Source organism: Acinetobacter sp., assembly GCF_045628685.1.
Taxonomy (GTDB): Bacteria; Pseudomonadota; Gammaproteobacteria; order Pseudomonadales; family Moraxellaceae; genus Acinetobacter.
Window position 1 is genome coordinate 1 of the sequence record NZ_JAZQPV010000126.1, and the last position, 19717, is coordinate 19717.

Sequence of the window (19717 nt, forward strand, 5' to 3'; positions counted from 1 at the left end):
AGGATGATTTAACCATTAAATTTTAAGCTTTCTTTGGATAAAAATCCGTTTTTATTTCAATTTCCTAATACTTTATCTGCCAAAGACGCTCAATTCATATGCATTTTAGCTAAAAGCGTAAATTTTCTTAAGTTTGAGTTCTTTGCTGATTTAATTCATGCATATTAAAATAGTGTTGGATCATGGCTTATATTGACCGATAAAAAACCTGCATCAACATGTAACAATTCCAATCACTACACATCAGTTTTTAATGACTTGGAAAAATATATAACTCACCAATGCCATCATTCCAACTTCTCTTCACTACATTCATCATCCAAAACAAAAACGGATGATCTTGGTGTAATTTTATTACAAGAAATCTATTTCATCACAAAACATTTAGAATAATTTAGGTATACCTCTCCCATCGAGTGAAAAGATCCATTAAACGTTGCAGATTATTTGTATGAAATTATAAAGTCCAGACAGAGATTTTAAAAATGAGGCTGAACATCTGGAATTAAAATTGCTTTCTTGTTTTGGCATAAATTTATAATTTCAGATAATTGTAACCAGCTTATGCTGTGGCTTTAAATCGAGCTATTTCAAATGAATGTAAGCGATGGAATCGAATAAACATGATTTAACATTAAATTAACTGTTCGATATCACAAATTGCTTAAAAAATGCTAAATATCAGTATGATTAAAATTCACAATCATAAATAAAGAATCAAGAGGTTTTATAGATATTCATTTAAAATCATATCATTACTAAAAATTTATCGCATTTTATTATTCATTCATAGAATGATAAATACGATAATGATCGCAAACTCCAATTCAACTTAATAGTTATAAAAAATAAGAATCATTATTATTCTCATACCTTTTCCCAGTACACTTTTTGAGTTAGAAATGGCCTTCATTAAAACACGCAAAAAAATCGTATCTTCTGCGATTGTGTCATCACTTTCAGTCATGGCGGGTAATGCAATTGCACAAGATCAAGTGACCCAACTTGATACTATTCGCACTCAAGCAGAAACAGAACAAACACTTAAAGTAGATAAATCTGCGAATTCCAAGTTTGTTGCTCCACTGCTCGATACCCCTAAATCAGTCTCTGTGATTTCTAAACAGCTGATTGCAGATACTCAAGTGACAACTTTAAGCAATGCTTTGCGTACTGTGCCTGGTATTACTTTAGGTGCGGGTGAAGGCGGCAACCCAAATGGCGACCGTCCATTTATTCGTGGTTATAACTCTGAAAGTTCGATGTATGTGGATGGGGTGCGTAGCGCAACTTCGCAAAACCGTGAAATGTTTGCCGTAGAACAGGTTGAAGTCACTAAAGGTTCTGCATCTGCAATGGGTGGTGCGGGTACAACTGGCGGTAGCATCAACATGATTTCTAAAGTTGCTAAACAAGGTGACTTTTTAGAAGGTTCTGTTGGTGCAGGTACAGACAATTACCAGCGTATTACCTTAGATGGTAACAAGGATTTTGGTAATGGTATTGCAGCTCGTGTTGCAGTTTTAGGTCATCACAACGAAAAAGCGGGTCAAGCCGATGGTGCTGAATACAAACGTGCAGGTATCGCCCCAAGTATTACTTTTGGTTTAGACACAGCTACCCGTGCAACATTAAGTTATTACTATTTAAAATCTGATGACAAGCCGGATTCAGGTGTTCCATATTGGAATTCTGCAGACAATACTGCTACTGGTAAACCATTAAATGCTAAACAAGGTATTTACTATGGTTGGCTGGATCGTGATTTCCAGAAACAAGAAAATCAAATTGGTACATTTAAGTTAGAACATGATTTAACTGACAATTTAACCATTAGCAATACTGCTGTGTATGGCAACTCTAAGAATGATTATGTTTGGACACAACCAGATGATTCAAAATTAAATATTGCTAACGATCAAGTTGTTCGCCGTGCCAATACACGTATTACTGATACAGATACATTTAGTGATCAACTTGCATTAACCGGTAAATTTAATACGGGTGCTTTAAAACATAGCTTTAATGTAGGTGCCGAATATTCAAAACAAGAATCTGAGAAAGGAAATTACTTACTTACAGACTTAGGTCAAGCAGCAACGTCAACTCTTCCAGCTAATCTTAGTACGAATAAAGCATGTACTACATTTACAAGTGCAACCTCAAACTATTGGTGTACCAGTGCTTATCATCCTAATCCAAAAGATCCTTGGTTAGGTTTAACCACAGCAAATCCCCAAACAAGTACAGTAACATCAGAAACAAATTCTGTTTACTTACTCGACAACATTGAATTCAATCCACAATGGTTCTTAAATCTTGGTGCACGTTGGGATAAATTCGATACTGAACAAGTTACTTATGCAACAGCAACCACAGCTGAAACTAAAGTTGATAGCGACACTGACTTCTTTACTTATCAAGCAGGCCTAACATTTAAACCTCTACCGAATGGTAGCGTTTATGCAAGTTTTGCAACTGCTGCAAACCCAGTAGGTGTAGATTCAGGTGATGGTTCTGAAGCTATTGGCGCAAATTATAGTAACTTAGATCCAGAAGAAAGTCGTACTTTTGAAATTGGTACAAAATGGGATTTGTTAAATGAACGTTTGAATTTAACAGCTGCTATTTTCCGTACTGAAAAACAAAATGCGCGTGTTCAATTGACCCCTACTACTTATGGCAATATTGGTGAAAGTAAAGTTGATGGGATCGAACTTGGTATAAATGGTAAAATTACTGATAAATGGGATATTGCTGCTGGATACACTTATTTAGATAGCGAAGCGACTGACAATGGTAGTACCTGTACTGGTCGTGCACCAAATACTGTTTGTACGCCTGGTAATGCTAATAATGGCAATCAAATGCCTAATGTACCTAAGAACAGCGCAACACTTTGGACTACTTACCAAGTGATGCCACAGCTAACATTAGGTGCGGGTGCAACTGCTATGGATAAAGTCTATGGTGATGTAGCAAATACCAAGTATGTTCCAGGTTATGTACGCTACGATGCCATGGCGCGTTATAACGTCAACAAAAATGTTGACTTGCAACTGAACGTCAACAACCTGTCTGACGAACGTTACTTCACGAAAGCTTATGCATCTCATTATGCAACTGAAGCAGAAGGTCGTAGCGCCGTATTATCGCTAAACTTCAAATATTAAGTTCAATTAAAACCATAAATTAATTATGGTTTTAATCTAAAATAGCCTCATAATAATGAGGCTATTTTTATAGCTAAAAGAATTCATTCTTGCAAAGGTGTATTGCCGTGATCCATCATATTCCTAACGTACTGACCAAAGAACAAGTTCAATATTTCCGTGAAGAAATGAGTAAAATTGAATGGGTCAATGGTAAAGTCACTGCGGGTACACTTTCGGCCACAGTCAAACAAAACCAACAACTGCCTGAAGATCTTCCACTGACTCATCATTTAAGTACGATTATTTTAGAGTCATTAGGACAGCATGCTTTATTTTTGTCTGCCGCCATTCCTTTAGACATCATTCCTCCGCTGTTTAACCGTTATGAAAACAATGAAGCTTTTGGTTTTCATGTCGACAATTCAATTCGTCGAATCCGAGGAACCAATGAGCGCTTAAGAACTGATTTGTCCTGTACCGTTTTTTTAAGCGAGCCAGAAGAATATGAAGGGGGCGATTTAGTCATCGAAGACACGTATGGCTACCATGAAGTCAAACTGCCGGCCGGCGACATGATTCTCTACCCATCGACCAGTTTGCATGAAGTGACAGCTGTCACCTCAGGCTGCCGTATTGCCTCATTTTTTTGGCTACAAAGCATGATTCGTGATGAAGCCAATCGTTATATGTTGTTTAATTTAGATCAATCTATTCAAAACTTACGCATACAGCTGGGTGATCAACATGACGAAGTGATCAAACTGACCAATCTTTATCATAATTTAATGCGTAAATGGGCTGAACTTTAAGCTTGAATAATGCAAAAAAGAAAAAGGCTGCTGCAACTTAATATCAGACAGCCTCACCTTTAAATTATAAGTATTGGATTTTTAATAATTTTATTTTTGAGTCAAATTCAACTTTGCTAGTATCTTATTTCTATTTAAAAATTAATATCTTAGCTAATAAATAAGTCTAAATTAAGTCATATTTCCATCCAACCTCATCATAATTAAGCAATTTTCACTATCAATAATAATTATCATTAGAATTCGCATTAATCATTACAAGGCATAACAATGTTTCCACTTTTGCTGCTATTTTGCCGACTTTAAAAGTTGCAAGGCAGTAATGGAATTGTGTCATATACGATACTGATACCAGGGATGACCTACAATGGCACAGATTAAAAGCCGTAAACATAATCGAAATGCTCAACTGGTTGCTTTAGCGGCATCTCTCCCCCTGATGGCTCATGCAGCGAACACACAAGATGTCACTCAGCTTCCAACTATTACAGTAAAATCAGATGCAGAAAATAAATATAAAGTGGATAAGCTCAGTTCGCCTAAATATACTCAGCCTCTGGTCGATATTCCTCAAACAGTTTCAATGATTAAAAAAGAATTATTAAAAGAACAAGGTGCAATATCCCTGGTTGAAGCCTTAAGAAACACGCCGGGAATTACCCTGCAACTCGGTGAAAATGGCAATACCAGTGCAGGAGATGCTTTTCAAATGCGTGGGTTTTCCACTCAAACATCCACTTATGTTGATGGTATTCGTGATCTGGGCGCTGTTACTCGGGATGTATTTAATCTGGAACAGATTGAAGCCGTCAAAGGCCCTTCTGGTGCAGAAGCAGGAGGCGGTTCGGCATCAGGTTATATTAACCTGATGCCGAACCGCCTCAGACTGAAAATAGCCGTGAAGTCTCTGCAACTTATAATACCGCTGAGCATGCACGTCTGACTGCCGATATTAACCAAGTGATTAATAGTGGTACCGCTTTTCGCTTAAATGCGATGGGACAAGACGGTGGAGTTGAAGGTCGGGACTATATTGAAAATAATAGTTGGGCCATTGCTCCTTCAATTGCCTTTGGCTTAGATACCGATACACGTCTACATCTTTATTCACAACATATTCGTCAACGTAATATTCCAGATGGCGGTATTCCGACTGTAGGGATGAAGGGTTTTTACAATGCAGATTCTGCTTTAAGTTCAGCGCCTAAAGTAAATCGTGAAAATTATTATGGTCATGTGGATGATCATGAAGATGTTGATGCCGATATGTTTACGGCAAAGATCGAAAGTGACTTGGGGGAAATGTAAAACTGACCAATATTATCCGTTTGGGCAAAACCAATATGCAACGTGTATTAACCGGGATTAATAGCCTGAGTACCAACGGTTCGACCAATCCGAATAACTGGACAGTAAGCCGCTCTCGCCAAGGAGTAGATCAGAAAAATAAAATTCTCGCTAACCAGACGACTATAAATTTAAATCTAAAAACCGGAGCCATTGAACATGATGTGGTGGCAGGTCTAAAGTTTTTAAAAGAATAGCAATATAACAAAACCATGGCAACGCAAATGCCTGGGCAAACCACTGTTACTCCGACTGCAGCCAGCTTATATAACCCTGATCGGAATCAAGTGCTCCCAAGCTTGGTGTATACGGGTGGCTACACCAATGGTGAAACAGATACAGTAGCAGCTTATTTATTTGACACGCTTAAATTCGGTGATCGTTTCCAACTCAATGGTGGTGTACGTGTCGATTATTATGACACTGAATATGATGCTTTGACTCTACCATCGGGCAGCAGTAGCTTGGTGCCTGCCAATTTTGGTGCGCACGATACTTTGGTCAGCTGGAAACTGGGTAGTTTATTTAAGCCAACAGCATTTAGCAGTGTCTATGCCTCTTATGCAAAATCACTAACGCCTCCCGAAAGTGCAAATTTCACTTTGTCTGAAACAGGTGCAAACAGCTCGGCAGCTGATCCTCAAGAAACCCATCATTATGAAATTGGTACGAAATGGGACTTGCTTGAAGGCAAATTCGCGTTGAATGCTGCAGCTTACCGTACTGAAAACGAAAACCAGTTTACGATTGATCCCATTACTCAGCTATCGGTACAAGAAGGTAAAAAACGCGTTGATGGTGTAGAGCTGAGTGCGGTAGGACAAATTACCCATGTCTGGAATATTTCAGCAGGTGTCGCGCATATGAAAGTGAAACAGCTGCATCAACACACGGCAACTGCAACAACCTTAGCTGAACGCTGGTCACCAGAGTGGACTGCAAGTTTATGGTCTACTTATGATGTTGCAGGCTTTAAACTGGGTTTAGGCACACGTTATGTCGATGCGCAAAAGCGTGTGATTACCGACAGCACGGCAGCGGCGAATATGCCTAGCATTCCGGGCCATGTGGTATTTGATGCCATGGCCACTTACAGCTCTACAGCAGATTAAAGCCGTTGTGCCTCCGGATTTTCCTTTAATTGCTGATGGTGGAATTCGACGTGGAACTGACATTTTCAAAGCCATTGCTTTAGGTGCAACGGCTATTTGTATTGGTCGACCTTATATTCATGGTTTAGCGGTTGCGGGTGCTTTAGGCGTTGCCCATGTGATTAAAATCTTGAAGGAAGAATTTGAGATAACCATGGCTTTAGCGGGAACTGCGAAATTAAACGAGATTACTTCCGACTATATTTTTCATAAACACCCAAATTAAAGGAAAATATTTTCTACAAAGTTATTGTAAACGCAAAAATAGAAAATTATTTTCGGAATAAATGGATTAATATTTAGTTATAGATTTGCAAGTGCTGCGATAAAGCCAAGTCGTAATAATTCATCAATATTTTACGACTGTTGACTCATATTATCCCAAGCAATGCTTGTAGATTGTTAGAATAGACACAATCTATATTCGTAGTACATTGCCGTTATCCACGATGAAAAGCAATGCATGCTACACAAGGAGTTACCTCATGATGTTGGCTGATCCAAGTAAAAAATATCGTCGCATGTATCAACGTGTCGACTTGCCAGACCGTCAATGGCCAAATAATGAAATCAATCAAGCGCCTATTTGGATGAGCACAGACCTTCGTGACGGTAACCAAGCTATTTTCGAACCGATGGATATGGAACAGAAATTTAAAATGTTCCAAATGTTGGTGAAAATTGGCTTTAAACATATTGAAATTGGTTTCCCGTCTGCATCGCAAATTGACTTTGATTTCACTCGTAAATTGATTGAAGAAAATCATATTCCAGATGACGTTTATATCGAGGTTTTGGTTCAGGCGCGTGATCATTTGATCCAACGTACTTTTGAATCATTGGTTGGTGCAAAACGTGCGATCGTGCATATCTACAATTCAAACTCACCGACTTTCCGTCAAAAAGTCTTGAATGTCGATGTTGCCGGTGCAAAACAGTTAGCGGTGAATGCTGCGACCAAAGTGAAAGAATATGCAGCGCAATATCCTGAAACTGAGTGGGTATTCCAATACAGCCCAGAATGTTTTACTGCCACTGAATTGGAAGTTGCAAAAGACGTTTGTGATGCTGTAACTGAAATTTGGGAAGCATCGCCGACCAATAAAGTGATTTTAAACTTGCCTGCAACGGTTGAAGTTTCAGGCCCACATGTGTATGCCGACCAAATTGAATGGATGCACCGCAACATTCAACGTCGTGATGGTGTGATCATTTCTGTGCACTGTCATAACGATCGTGGCTGTGGTATTGCCGCTTCTGAATTGGCAATCATGGCTGGTGCTGACCGTGTCGAAGGTTGTGTATTTGGTAATGGCGAACGTACCGGTAACGTCGACGTTGCAGCGATTGCCTTGAACATGTACACCCAGGGTGTTGCCCCAAACTTGGACTTCTCCAATATTAATGAAATTATTGCGACTGTTGAAGAATGTACTGGTTTGCCTGTTCACCCGCGTCATCCGTATGCTGGCGACTTGGTGTTTACTGCGTTCTCTGGTTCGCATCAAGATGCAATCAAGAAAGGTTTCGAGTTCCAGAAAAACCAAGAAATGTGGGATATGCCGTACTTGCCAATCGACCCTAAAGATTTAGGTCGTGACTATGATGCGGTGATTCGCGTCAATTCACAGTCAGGTAAAGGCGGTATTTCTTACTTGTTAGAATCAAATTACAATGTGGTGTTGCCGCGTCGTTTACAAATTGAATTCTCGCAAGCGGTTCAGCAAGTGACGGATGAACAGGCTAAAGAAGTTTCAGCACAAGATATCTGGGCTTTGTTCAAGCAGAATTATGTTGCAATCAAAGATGCACATTACTCTGCGAAAAACTACCGCTTGTTTGATGACAATGGCAATCAGGTGATTGAGTTGGATATCGAAGTGAACGGTGAAAAGCAGCACTTGCGTGGAGAAGGTAACGGTCCTATTTCTGCCATCTTGAATGCTTTGCAATTGCCAATTGATGTGTTGAACTATGAAGAACGTAGCATTAGCTCGGGTGCGCATGCCAAAGCCTTGGCTTTAATTGAACTTCAAGTGAAAGGTACAGGTAAATCTGCATTTGGCGCAGGTATTCACGACAATATTGTGACTGCCTCAATCGAAGCGATTATTGCCTGCACCAACCGCATGATCGAGCAAGGTGTATTAAGTACAGAACAGGTGATTGCGGCTGCCGTATAGGTATTAGCAATAATATTTAGCACTAAAATGACTTTAGAAGGATACCCTCAAGTGGTATCCTTTTGTTTATACATCCTAAAGATTTAAGGCGAATTATTCCTGTGTCTTTTCCAACTGACTCAGTGGGTCTCGTTACCCCACAAAAGTTTTCATTCGAAGAGCCGTTAGAGCTTGAATGTGGCCGTATTCTCCCACGTTTCGAAATCATGATTGAAACCTACGGTACGCTTAATGCCGATAAATCCAATGCGATTCTGATTTGCCATGCGTTGTCTGGGCATCATCATGCCGCAGGCTATCATCATGAAGATGATAAAAAACCAGGTTGGTGGGAGGCCTGTATTGGCCCAGGCAAAGCCATTGATACCTCTAAATTCTTTGTTGTTGCACTCAACAACATTGGGGGTTGCAGTGGATCAACCGGTCCAATCTCGCCAAACCCTGAAAATGACAATCGTCCATATGGTCCAGATTTCCCTTTGGTTACTGTTCGGGACTGGGTGAAAACCCAAGCCATGCTGTCTGACCGTTTAGGTATTGAAGTCTGGTATTCGGTGATTGGCGGTTCACTCGGCGGTATGCAAGCCTTGCAATGGTCGGTGGATTATCCTGACCGTCTAAAAAATTGCGTGATTATTGCCAGTGCACCCAAACTGTCAGCACAGAATATTGCCTTTAACGAGGTGGCGCGTCAGTCGATTTTATCGGACCCCGATTTCCATAACGGCCGTTATTTAGAAAATGACAGCTATCCAAAACGTGGCCTCATTTTGGCGCGCATGGTCGGTCATATTACCTATTTATCGGAAGAAGCCATGAAGCAGAAATTTGGCCGCGACTTAAAGTCGGGCAAGTTTATGTATGGTTTTGACGTCGAATTCCAAGTCGAAAGTTATTTGCGTTATCAAGGTGAGCAATTCAGCCGTAATTTTGATGCCAATACTTACCTGATTATGACCAAAGCACTGGATTATTTTGATCCTGCACGTGAATATGAATTGTCTTTAACCAAGGCGATGGCGAATACCCAATGCCGTTTTCTGGTGGTTTCATTCACTACAGATTGGCGTTTTACGCCGAAGCGTTCACAAGAAATTGTGGATGCGCTGATCACCAATCATAAACCTGTCAGCTATGTCGATATTGATGCAGAACAAGGCCATGACTCGTTCCTGTTCCCTATTCCGCTTTACGTTAAATCATTACGTGCATTTTTAGGTGGCGCAGAACACCTTGCAGCAACACCTAAGGAGACTGTGTAATGCGTATCGACCATCAATTGGCAGAAACATGGATTAAACCCGATTCAAGCGTACTCGATTTAGGCTGTGGTGATGGTGAACTGCTGGCTCATATGGGCAAAAAGCACAATATTCGTGCCTATGGATTAGAAATTGATCAGGAAAAGATTGCAATTGCGATCAGTCGCGGGTTAAATATCATCCAGCAAGACTTAAACCTCGGTTTAAGCCGCTTTGCAGACCAGTCATTTGACTATGTTGTGATGGCACAGGCTTTGCAAGCAGTAGATGCACCAGACGTATTATTGCGTGATATGGTGCGTGTAGGGAAACAAGCGATTATTACCTTTCCAAACTTTGCGCATTGGAAAACGCGTTCTTTCTTGGCCTTAAAAGGAATGATGCCTGTTTCAAATGCTTTACCGTATATGTGGTATAACACACCTAATATCCACTTATGTACTTTCCGTGATTTTGAAGCACTTTGTGCTGAAAATGATATCCGGATTATTAATCGACTCGCCGTGAATGGGGATCAACAAGGTAGTTTACTCAGTAAACATGTCCCGAATCTGTTTGGTGAAGTCGCTATTTATCGAGTGAGCGCATTATGAAAAAAATATTATTAAGCACACTATTGGTTGGTTTTTTTAGCATTCAAGCCCATGCGGATTATGTTGCACCAGCACCGTCTATTTCCAGTCAAGCTGCACAATATTCTGTCATGGATATTAATAGCCTGATTAAGTCAGCAAAATCAGGTCAAGCTGCTGCACAGTTTTATTTGGCGACCAAATATCAACTCGGCAAAGATATTCAAAAAGATATACAGCAAGCTTTTGCTTGGTACAAAGCCGCTGCGGACCAAGGTCTGACTGCTGCCCAGTTGAATGTCGGTCGTATGCTAGCTGATGGTATGGGCACCAAAAAAGACGAAGCTTCGGCGCGTAAATACTTTGAAAAAGCTGCAAGTCATGGTGACAACCGTGCTAGCTTTAATCTTGCGATGATGGAAGAGCAAAAGAAAAATTACGTTGGCGCATATCAGTGGTATGAACTTTCTACCCGTGATGGCATGCTCGACAATAAAGTGATTTCATTGTCTGAAGGCAAGAAAACAGCTTTGGCTGCCAACTTAACTCAAGAGCAAATTCGTATGGCACGTGACCGTGCCGACAAATGGATCCAAGCTCAGTAATTTTGCCTGATTCTTAAAAGCACCTTCGGGTGCTTTTTTATTGGCTAAATTATCGAGATAAGTTTGCTAAAATACACACAATTATTTTCAAATAAAGATCGAAATCATGGCTTCTACAGATTGGTTATCCCAAGGCACACTGATACTTGCAAGCAACAACAAAGGCAAAATTGCAGAATTTGAAAAATTGTTTGCAGAACTAAACCTACCTGTCGAAGTGGTTGCTCAGGGCAAACTAGACATTGAAGATGCAATTGAAGATGGCTTAAGCTTTGTCGAAAATGCGATTATTAAAGCCCGTCATGCAGCTAAAATTTCAGGCAAACCAGCGATTGCCGATGATTCCGGAATTTGTGTACCAATTTTAGGCGGTGCACCGGGTATTTACTCAGCACGTTATGCAGGTGAGCATGGGGATGATGCTGCTAATAATGAAAAACTGTTAGCGGACTTAAAACCGCTACGTAAAGACGGCGAAGTGATTGAAGGGATGTTTGTCTGTGTACTTGCATTGGTACAACATGCAGAAGATCCGCTTCCACAAATTTTCCAAGGTATCTGGAAAGGAGAAGTCTTGGAAGCAGCACGTGGTGAAAATGGTTTTGGTTATGACCCATTGTTCTGGTTACCTGAACTCGGCATTTCCAGTGCAGAACTTTCTAAAGCAGAGAAAAATAAAATCAGTCACCGCGGTCAGGCGATGCAATTATTTAAGGCAAGTTTGGAAAAATAAGTCATTAATATCAAGCTCACAAAGGAATCCTCCCTCCTGACAAGAGGGAGTTAAGGGGAGGCCTATTCCTCCTTTTGTAAAAAGCAGGTTAAAAGGAGTTTTATTTATTACCCCCTCATCCTTGCGCACTCGGCATATATTCTAAGGATGCTCATCTCCCATAGAGAGGCTCTCTCTTTCCTGCAGATGAGAGCTTCATAAGAAAATTATAATTATAAATCCGGCATTAAAATGTGCAACACCACCCCATAAACCGTAATCAAAATTGTACTGGCAATCGTCCCAGATGCAATATATTTCGCTGAGTGTCCTGTTCCTTGATAATAAGTTTCCAGCGCTACAATATTGGCTGCAGGTGGTAGAGCAAAGAACATAAACATCACCGCATAGGTCAGTCGCTGATGCGGAATCGGTAAAAGATAATAAGCTGCCAAACACACAAAAACAGCTAAAAACATTCGACTACTGATTAACAACAAACTTTGTCTTAAGTCATTTAACCCAATATGAATTTTACTTAGCCACATGCCAAGAATGCACATTCCGGTAAAGGTCACCAAGACCTTATTGGCCTGATACAATCCCTGCACCCATGGATGTGATGCATAGACTGTAAAATCCCAGATCGACAAAACCGCAGCCAGGCTCAATGCAAGAACAGGAGGAGAAAGCAGGACATTTTTAATAATAAATTTTGGATCTTGCTTGCTTTGACTGACGGCCATGACCGCACAAACATTGCCAAACAAAGAGCCGCCAATATATAAAGCTACAATCGTACTACTGGCTTGTGGACCAAATAAAGCCAAGGCGAATGGAAAACCCAACCAAGCCCCATTTAAATAACTTAAGCACAGTGCACGTAATTTATCTTTTTTGAAATAATAAAAAATACAAAAGAACACTACCGAACTGATAAAACTAAACCCAATGAGCCACAAACTGCCCTCTTGGTAAAACACCATGTTATATACAATGATCGCTGGAATAAGTAACCGGGCTAACAGACTCGCGAATAGTGATTTTAAAGCTGCAGAAAATTGCGTTGCAGCAAGTCCCCATCCACATAAAAAGCCGAAAACTGGTAAAAGCAAAGCCACAATATCATCCTGACTGATCAATAGAAATATGCTAGCACCGAATCAAACACAACAGCAGATTAAATGCCTTTTGTCTTTAAACTGAAATTTTTCAGTCACATTGCTGTCATCACAAACTGTTCAGATGGTGTTAAACAAATTATGAGTAAAGAACATGGCAGGATTATCGATTTGGCACGTTGTGATTTTTGCAATTGTGGTGATTTTATTGTTTGGTACATCCAAACTTAAAAACTTAGGGAAAGATGTCGGCGGTGCAGTTAAAGATTTCAAAAAGTCGATGAAAGAAGATGAAGCCACCCCTTCATCATTAAATGAACTTAAAACCATTGAACATCAAACCAGTCATGCTGATGTTAATTCTCCGGTAAAAACCCACTCAGGCTAAAACCTTATGCTCAATATTGGTATGACTGAACTGCTGGCTTTTGGCATTATTAGTTTATTGGTGCTTGGACCGGATAAGCTTCCCGAAGCTGCACGCTTTACCGGAAAATGGTACGCGAAAATCAAACGTATGATCAGCAATGTACAAAATAATATTGACCGAGAACTACGTTTGTCTGAATTACGTGAACAGATGCAAAATGAAATGCAGCGGATTCAAGAGCTCGAACAAAAGATTCACACTCAAATGCATGAACTAAAACAACAATCACAACCTGCACCAGAAAAACAATTACAAAATGCAGTGCCCACTAATAAGAATTTTTCCACTTTTTATAATTTTATCAATCACCATCAACCTTTGTGCATTTTGAGCATACAAAGTACTTGTAGCATTACTCCGCCCACAGAGCAGCCTTTAAACCACATGTATGCAATTTCCGAGTTAAACGAATTAAAGGTGGCAATATGAATACACCTATAGAAAACCAGTTGCCAATTTCCCTGACAGATCAACAATCTTCTAATCTTGAAGAAATGCCGATTACCCGACATCTCATGGTCTTGCGTCAGCATCTGTTTAAAATTGTGGGCTTACTGTTGGCACTGTTTTTTTGCTTGTTGCCTTTTGCCAATCAAACTTATCAAATCCTGTCTGAGCCATTACGTGCGCAACTCCCTGTTAGCTCATCCATGATTGCCACCGATGTCACGGCGACATTTATGGCACCATTTAAGTTGAATTTCTTCGTTGCCTTAATATTGGCCATACCTTTCATCATTTATCAACTTTGGCACTTTGTGAAACCTGCGCTGTATGAAAAAGAAAAGACCTTAGCCATGCCATTACTACTGGGTAGCATCAGCTTGTTTTATTCAGGGATTGCTTTCGCCTATTTCGTTGCCCTACCTTCTATTCTGCATTTTTTCATCAGTGTTTCACCAGAAACGGTCGCACCAATGACCGACATTAACAGCTACCTGGCTTTCTGCTTAAAACTGTTTTTGGTATTTGGCTTTACCTTTGAAATCCCGATCATTACCCTCATCCTGATTTTAATTAGACTGGTTTCTACCCAACAGCTCGTCGAAAAACGGCGTTTTATCGTGGTGGGCTGTTTCTTTGTCGCGATGTTCGTAACCCCACCGGATGCAATTTCCATGATCATGCTGGCCATCCCCACGTGGCTGTTATTTGAAATAGGGCTGTTCTTTGGCAAACTGATTGAAAAACGCCGAGCAGTTTAAAGACCTCAAGCAAAAATTTTTAGGCAGACTTCGGTCTGCTTTTTTTATCAAACTGTTTTCATTCAAACGTTTTCATCAATCTGACTTATTTTCTTCACCAGACTGTCATTCAAACGTCAGCGCGCTGTCATATTTTTCATCTAAGTTTAGTACAACTTTATAACAACCATACACTTGGAAAAATATCATGACAGACTTTATGCCTCATCATGAAGATAATGTTTACGACAGCAATGGGTCAGGAAATTCTGAATTTAAAGACTTATTTAATAAAAAGATTACCCGTCGTAACCTGATTACAAAATCTGCAGGCGGTGCCGTTGCTCTAACTTTAGCAGCCACTTTAACCGGCTGTAATGATAACGATAATAATAGTTCAAATAACGGCAGTACTCCCACTACACCGGTTGAAGAAGCAAAAACACCAACTTCATTAACTTTTAAGACCATAGATAAAAACACCTTAAATGCCTTTACGGTTCCAGAAGGTTACCAAGCGCGTGTGTTATTTGCTTTGGGTGACCCGCTTGCTGAAGGTATGCCGGAATGGGATGACAACAACATTCCCCCTGGTCCAACATTTAGCATGCGTTCAGGTGATAATCATGATGGCATGACTTTTTTTGGAATGAATAAATCCAAAGGCAATTATGATGTGAAAGCATCCAATGAAGGTTTGTTGGTGCTTAATCATGAATACATCAATCAAGGTTACTTACATCCAACTATTAACACGATTAAAGATGCTATTCGTTCAGAAGATGAAGTGATTCGCGAAATCAATTCACATGGTGTTTCCATTCTGCATGTGACGAAAGATCCGAGTACTCAAGAAGTTAAAATTGATAAAAATTCAATCTTTAACCGCCGTATTACTGCAGCATCGAAAATTGAATTTTCAGGCCCGGTCAAAGGCCATGCATTGGTTAAAAGCAAAATCAGTCCTGAAGGTTTATTTACTTTTGGTACACATAATAACTGCGGTAACGGTTATACGCCTTGGGGCACTTATCTAACCACTGAAGAAAACTTTGATGGTTATCTGGCCCGTAATGCAAATGATGAGCGTGATCCTCAAACTGAATATGCGCTGAACCGCTATAAAATTAAAAAAGGTCAGTCTTCTCAGTATAAATGGAATACCCCACAGGCCAGCTTGCTCACTCAAGACATGTATGAGCGCTGGAATTCATCCATCACTGCTGCAACAGCGTCGGAAGATTTCCGTAACTCCGCCAACAGTTTTGGCTGGATTGTTGAGATCGATCCCTTTGACGGTCGCCAGCTCCCGGTAAAACGTACTGCACTTGGTCGTTTTGCACATGAAGACTGTCGTGCCAGCCGTGCCATCGAAGGGCAGCAACTCGCCTTTTATATGGGTGATGACTCAACCGGCGAGTACATCTATAAATATGTATCGAATGCCAAATGGGATGCCAAAGATATCAATGGAGGCTACACAGCTGGAGATAAATATTTAAATAGCGGTAAGCTCTATGTTGCAAAATTTGACTTTAATGAAAACACACAAAAAGCCACTGGCGAATGGGTTGAGCTAAATATTGGCGATGCACGTATTGCGAATTATACGAGCTACAAATTTGCTGATCAGGGCGATGTTTTAGTCAATGCACGTTTAGCTGCAGATGCTTTGGGCGCAACCAAAATGGACCGTCCAGAATGGTGTGCAGTCAACCCGAAAAATGGTGAAGTCTATATCACCTTAACCAACAACTCGAACCGTGGTAAAGCCTATGGCACAGATGCTGCCAATCCGCGTAACTACTTTGATAACGATAGCGGCTCAACCAGCTTAAAAGGTAATATCAACGGGCATATTATTCGCCTACGTGAACATAATGACCAAACCACTGCGACCAGCTTCGTCTGGGATATTTTCCTGTTTGGTGCTGAGACTGATTCATTAACGAATGTGAATCTATCTGGCCTGACCGATGCCAATGACTTCTCCAGTCCAGATGGCATGTGGTTCGATCCACGCGGTGTGCTTTGGGTACAAACCGATGATGGGGCCTATACCGATGAAACCAACTGTATGATGCTTGCGGCATTACCGGGCCAAACGGGTGATGGCCAGGTGACTACAGCGCTTTCTGGCATGGCAACCCAGCAAACGCCTGCAGGTGCGGTTTTGAATGACAGTAAACTTCGACGCTTCTTGACTGGTCCAAGCGGTTGTGAAATTACTGGTGTAACCATGACACCTGACTACAAAGCCATTTTTGTTAACGTGCAACATCCAGGTGGAACCTGGCCATCAAATCACCCAAGTAACCTGAATTCAAGTAAAGGGGTCGGAACACGCCCACGTTCAGCAACTGTCGTGATTACCCGTACCGATGGTAAGGAAATTGCCGCTGAATCTTTGGAACAGACCCAACCCACAAAAGTTTAATCGTTAATTGAAAAAGTAAAATAAGATAAAAGATGCCGACATCATGTTGGCATCTTTTTTATCAGGTTAAAGGTAAATTAATCTGAATAATTTCATCTTGAGTGGCTCCTTGCTGGGATTTTTCCTGCCACAGCCAGGTCCGATTTTTCATTCGTAAAAAATTCGAACAGCGTGTGCCATATAAGGGACTTTGAATAAAAGTCGAAGAGAGCAATTCTTCCATCTCTATATTTATCCCAGTTTGTGGAAGCAATTCAGGAATGATTTTGCGTTCATCTTCTAAAATATCCCATACCGTAAATTCAAGGTCTGCTTCAGTCATCGTGTGCTGCTGCAACATCGGCAACAACTCCTGGGTAAAACGTTTACGCAAATGTTTGGTCTTCTCCCAATGTTCGGTCATCAAACCATTGGATATCACATAAACGCCTTTGGCTAAAACCTGTGGCGCTTCACCGCGGTTGCTCATATAGACCGCCTGATCTGAATCGCCAAGCAATAAATTAAACCCGGCATAATCACACTGGCGTTTCTCCAGTGCGTGAGCAAAGCGGATCGGCGTTAAATCTGACTCTAAAAAAGCTTGAATCAGATGACCACGTGATGTCGGATAAGTTTTTTTATCTGTCGCATCCCGAAAGTTGGTCACCACTGCCCATCGTCCTGATGCAGTTATGCCCATCCATGTACCCCCAGACTGCAAATCCTGTCCTGCAATAATCGGACTATTTTCCCAAGGTTTTAACCCAGCCGTAGGGCGTTGATAGAACTCATCTCGATTTGAAATCAGACATAAAGGCGTATCTTCCAAGACTTGCCAAGCTAAAGCGACAATACACATAATCTATGCTCTTTATCTTTACACATTGAATGTACAACATTTTTCATCACATTCAGCTAAAATCTGTGCAAAACAGAATCACAAGGAACAGGAATGCTGACCTATCCCAATATTGACCCAGTTGCCATATCACTGGGACCGCTACAAGTCCACTGGTATGGATTGATGTATTTACTGGCATTTTTATTTGCCTGGGGACTTGCCACTTATCGAACCAAACACCGGGATGGCTGGACACCCGATATGGTGTCTGACCTGATTTTCTATGGGGCTTTAGGTGTGGTGGTCGGTGGTCGTCTTGGCTACGTATTATTTTATGGCTTTGAGCAATTCCTTGCCAATCCACTCTGGCTATTCCAGATCTGGACCGGTGGTATGAGCTTCCATGGCGGTTTCTTGGGCGTAATGATTGCCATGCTGTTCTGGTGCAGGAAATACCAGAAAACCTGGTTCCAAACGCTCGACTTTATTGCCCCTTGCGTACCAACGGGTTTGATGTTCGGTCGTATCGGCAACTTTATTGGGGGTGAATTGTATGGTCGTCAAGTCACTGATCCTAACTTTGCGTGGGGCATGATTTTCCCCACCGATCCGCTGCAATTGGTGCGTCATCCCTCACAGCTTTATCAAGCCTTGGCTGAAGGGTTGATTCTGTTTATTGTATTGTGGTGGTTCAGTTCAAAACCTCGCCCACGTATGGCCGTTTCAGCCTTGTTCCTCATTGGCTACGGTATTGCACGCTTTGTGGTGGAATTCTTCCGCGAACCGGACAATGGACAGCTATTTATTGGCTGGATGAGTAAAGGTCAATTCCTGACTGTGCCTATGATTTTGATTGGTCTTTGGATGATGTGGTATGCCTACCAAAAGAAAATTTACGATTGGGGTCCACAGAAAAATAGCTAAAAAAATTCCTTCTCCCTGAACTTAGATTTAAGCACTGCTTTAAATTTAACTGCAAGAGAAGGCTAGGATGAGAGGAGACAAAAATGTCTCCTTTTTTCATCTGTCTAGCCCGTTCTGAGTTTTTAATAAAGAAATATTAATACAATCTACAGGTAAGCGGAATCTGTGCTTCCCTTTAGCTCATATGCTAAAGTGCACTCAGCCCCCGTTTATCTGTCAGAAGAATATGCTCGAATTTTGGTTTGATCCTAAAGTCTCCCTCCTACGTAAATTCATGATCTTTGCGGTTATTGCTATTGTTACCGGCGTACTTTACTGGATGGAACCGCTCAAACCTGATGCAATCCTGATGTTCTTGGGCACGGGTGTTATTTTTCTGATTTGCCGTTATTGCAAAATTCATTTTGCTTCAAAAAATCCGACTGGATTGTTATATCGTCTGTTCATCTGGATTCCGATTGCACTATTACTGACTCTTATTTTTATGCAGATGAAGGAGGGTGAAATTTTAATCCCGGGTGCACAAGGCATCGGCTTTATGGCTTTAGCCATCTGCTTGTTTTCACCTTTGTCTTTACTCAATAAAAATGATGTTACAGACGAGAAAAAATAATGCTGGAATTTTGGTATTCAGATCAATGTAGCCGTCAACTCAAGCTGATCATCTGTATTTTAACCTGTCTAATGATTTATCTGTCTTCCACAGTGCAACAGCTTTTACCCTTGTTTAGCTGCATCAGCTTGGCGATTGGCATGGGCATACATTGCTTAAGAGCTTTAAGCTTAAAAATTGCGGCAGATAATCCATATAAAAAAGGCTTTTCTATTTTAATTGTGCTGATGCCGCTTATGGCATTCATCAATTTAATTTCAGCCTTACCTCCACAGCATAAAATCATTCTCGCCATGCAAGTCATTGGCTTTGCTGTAATTGGTTTATTTATCTTATCGACGTTTCCAAAGCCTAGGCTGGATAAAGATTAGAAGATTGATTTTTACAAA

The 19717-nt window shown here is 40.8% G+C and carries 16 protein-coding genes and 2 pseudogenes; 16 read left to right on the top strand and 2 right to left on the bottom strand.

Going from position 1 to position 19717, the window contains the following annotated elements; all coding sequences use genetic code 11:
- Positions 1-902 precede the first annotated feature (902 nt).
- The 9 genes and pseudogenes from ACKI4H_RS15850 to rdgB all read left to right on the top strand — a co-directional run bounded on the left by ACKI4H_RS15850 (position 903) and on the right by rdgB (position 11817).
- Positions 903-3173, top strand: a complete 2271-nt coding sequence (locus ACKI4H_RS15850; RefSeq protein ID WP_407307415.1) for a TonB-dependent receptor — start codon at positions 903-905, stop codon at positions 3171-3173.
- Positions 3174-3280: 107 nt separating this feature from the next.
- The gene (locus ACKI4H_RS15855; RefSeq protein WP_407307417.1) at positions 3281-3964 is read left to right on the top strand and encodes a Fe2+-dependent dioxygenase; all 684 of its coding nucleotides are present in this window, start codon (positions 3281-3283) and stop codon (positions 3962-3964) included.
- 367 nt (positions 3965-4331) lie between these two features.
- Positions 4332-6408 (top strand): annotated as a pseudogene (locus tag ACKI4H_RS15860) (TonB-dependent receptor domain-containing protein); the annotation flags it as partial.
- A pseudogene (locus ACKI4H_RS15865) lies at positions 6398-6688 on the top strand (alpha-hydroxy-acid oxidizing protein); the annotation flags it as partial. The pseudogenes ACKI4H_RS15860 and ACKI4H_RS15865, both read left to right, overlap by 11 nt.
- A gap of 259 nt (positions 6689-6947) precedes the next feature.
- Positions 6948-8645, top strand: a complete 1698-nt coding sequence (gene leuA, locus ACKI4H_RS15870; RefSeq protein WP_407307419.1) for a 2-isopropylmalate synthase — start codon at positions 6948-6950, stop codon at positions 8643-8645.
- Between the two features lie 101 nt (positions 8646-8746).
- Positions 8747-9907, top strand: coding sequence for a homoserine O-acetyltransferase (locus tag ACKI4H_RS15875; protein WP_407307421.1), 1161 nt, complete (start codon positions 8747-8749; stop codon positions 9905-9907).
- Positions 9907-10500: a methionine biosynthesis protein MetW gene (gene metW / locus ACKI4H_RS15880; RefSeq protein WP_407307423.1), complete on the top strand. Its 594-nt coding sequence runs from the start codon at positions 9907-9909 to the stop codon at positions 10498-10500. The genes ACKI4H_RS15875 and metW overlap by 1 nt, the downstream gene beginning before the upstream one ends.
- Positions 10497-11084 carry a tetratricopeptide repeat protein gene (locus ACKI4H_RS15885; protein ID WP_284066127.1) on the top strand — a complete coding sequence of 196 codons (588 nt, stop codon included), beginning with the start codon at positions 10497-10499 and terminating at the stop codon, positions 11082-11084. The genes metW and ACKI4H_RS15885 overlap by 4 nt, the downstream gene beginning before the upstream one ends.
- A 106-nt stretch (positions 11085-11190) precedes the next feature.
- Positions 11191-11817 (top strand): RdgB/HAM1 family non-canonical purine NTP pyrophosphatase, encoded by a 627-nt coding sequence (rdgB, locus tag ACKI4H_RS15890; protein WP_407307426.1) that lies wholly within the window; start codon positions 11191-11193, stop codon positions 11815-11817.
- A gap of 212 nt (positions 11818-12029) precedes the next feature.
- On the opposite strand, the gene ACKI4H_RS15895 is transcribed toward rdgB, so the two are convergent.
- A complete protein-coding gene (locus ACKI4H_RS15895) occupies positions 12030-12917 on the bottom strand; it encodes an AEC family transporter (protein WP_407307427.1) in 888 nt (295 codons plus the stop codon).
- A 154-nt stretch (positions 12918-13071) separates the two neighbouring features.
- Between ACKI4H_RS15895 and tatA the strand changes: the two genes are divergently transcribed.
- The 4 genes from tatA (at position 13072) to ACKI4H_RS15915 (ending at position 16968) form a co-directional block, all read left to right on the top strand.
- Complete coding sequence (gene tatA, locus ACKI4H_RS15900; RefSeq protein ID WP_407307429.1) at positions 13072-13305, top strand: Sec-independent protein translocase subunit TatA; 234 nt, start codon at positions 13072-13074, stop codon at positions 13303-13305.
- A gap of 6 nt (positions 13306-13311) precedes the next feature.
- Positions 13312-13776: a Sec-independent protein translocase protein TatB gene (gene tatB / locus ACKI4H_RS15905; RefSeq protein WP_407307431.1), complete on the top strand. Its 465-nt coding sequence runs from the start codon at positions 13312-13314 to the stop codon at positions 13774-13776.
- Complete coding sequence (gene tatC / locus ACKI4H_RS15910; protein WP_407307433.1) at positions 13773-14552, top strand: twin-arginine translocase subunit TatC; 780 nt, start codon at positions 13773-13775, stop codon at positions 14550-14552. Before tatB ends, tatC begins: the two co-directional genes overlap by 4 nt.
- A 187-nt stretch (positions 14553-14739) precedes the next feature.
- Positions 14740-16968: a PhoX family protein gene (locus tag ACKI4H_RS15915; RefSeq protein WP_407307435.1), complete on the top strand. Its 2229-nt coding sequence runs from the start codon at positions 14740-14742 to the stop codon at positions 16966-16968.
- A 61-nt stretch (positions 16969-17029) separates the two neighbouring features.
- Here the strand turns inward: ACKI4H_RS15915 and ACKI4H_RS15920 are convergent, their stop codons facing one another.
- Complete coding sequence (locus ACKI4H_RS15920; protein WP_407307437.1) at positions 17030-17809, bottom strand: NRDE family protein; 780 nt, start codon at positions 17807-17809, stop codon at positions 17030-17032.
- A 93-nt stretch (positions 17810-17902) separates the two neighbouring features.
- Here ACKI4H_RS15920 and lgt point away from each other — a divergent pair, with 93 nt between their 5' ends.
- From lgt to ACKI4H_RS15935, 3 genes are all read left to right on the top strand, one after another.
- Positions 17903-18715, top strand: a complete 813-nt coding sequence (lgt, locus tag ACKI4H_RS15925) for a prolipoprotein diacylglyceryl transferase (protein WP_407307439.1) — start codon at positions 17903-17905, stop codon at positions 18713-18715.
- A gap of 226 nt (positions 18716-18941) precedes the next feature.
- Complete coding sequence (locus ACKI4H_RS15930) at positions 18942-19328, top strand: hypothetical protein (protein ID WP_407307441.1); 387 nt, start codon at positions 18942-18944, stop codon at positions 19326-19328.
- Positions 19328-19699 carry a hypothetical protein gene (locus ACKI4H_RS15935; RefSeq protein ID WP_407307443.1) on the top strand — a complete coding sequence of 124 codons (372 nt, stop codon included), beginning with the start codon at positions 19328-19330 and terminating at the stop codon, positions 19697-19699. The genes ACKI4H_RS15930 and ACKI4H_RS15935 overlap by 1 nt, the downstream gene beginning before the upstream one ends.
- The last annotated feature ends 18 nt before the right edge of the window (positions 19700-19717 follow it).

What these genes read in the sequence shown, in the direction of transcription:
- ACKI4H_RS15850 (WP_407307415.1), top strand. Translation starts at nt 903, where the DNA reads ATGGCCTTCATTAAAACACGCAAAAAAATCGTATCTTCTGCGATTGTG.
- leuA (WP_407307419.1), top strand. Translation starts at nt 6,948, where the DNA reads ATGATGTTGGCTGATCCAAGTAAAAAATATCGTCGCATGTATCAACGT.
- metW (WP_407307423.1), top strand. Translation starts at nt 9,907, where the DNA reads ATGCGTATCGACCATCAATTGGCAGAAACATGGATTAAACCCGATTCA.
- ACKI4H_RS15885 (WP_284066127.1), top strand. Translation starts at nt 10,497, where the DNA reads ATGAAAAAAATATTATTAAGCACACTATTGGTTGGTTTTTTTAGCATT.
- rdgB (WP_407307426.1), top strand. Translation starts at nt 11,191, where the DNA reads ATGGCTTCTACAGATTGGTTATCCCAAGGCACACTGATACTTGCAAGC.
- tatA (WP_407307429.1), top strand. Translation starts at nt 13,072, where the DNA reads ATGGCAGGATTATCGATTTGGCACGTTGTGATTTTTGCAATTGTGGTG.
- tatB (WP_407307431.1), top strand. Translation starts at nt 13,312, where the DNA reads ATGCTCAATATTGGTATGACTGAACTGCTGGCTTTTGGCATTATTAGT.
- tatC (WP_407307433.1), top strand. Translation starts at nt 13,773, where the DNA reads ATGAATACACCTATAGAAAACCAGTTGCCAATTTCCCTGACAGATCAA.
- ACKI4H_RS15915 (WP_407307435.1), top strand. Translation starts at nt 14,740, where the DNA reads ATGACAGACTTTATGCCTCATCATGAAGATAATGTTTACGACAGCAAT.
- ACKI4H_RS15920 (WP_407307437.1), bottom strand. Translation starts at nt 17,809, where the DNA reads ATGTGTATTGTCGCTTTAGCTTGGCAAGTCTTGGAAGATACGCCTTTA.
- lgt (WP_407307439.1), top strand. Translation starts at nt 17,903, where the DNA reads ATGCTGACCTATCCCAATATTGACCCAGTTGCCATATCACTGGGACCG.
- ACKI4H_RS15930 (WP_407307441.1), top strand. Translation starts at nt 18,942, where the DNA reads ATGCTCGAATTTTGGTTTGATCCTAAAGTCTCCCTCCTACGTAAATTC.
- ACKI4H_RS15935 (WP_407307443.1), top strand. Translation starts at nt 19,328, where the DNA reads ATGCTGGAATTTTGGTATTCAGATCAATGTAGCCGTCAACTCAAGCTG.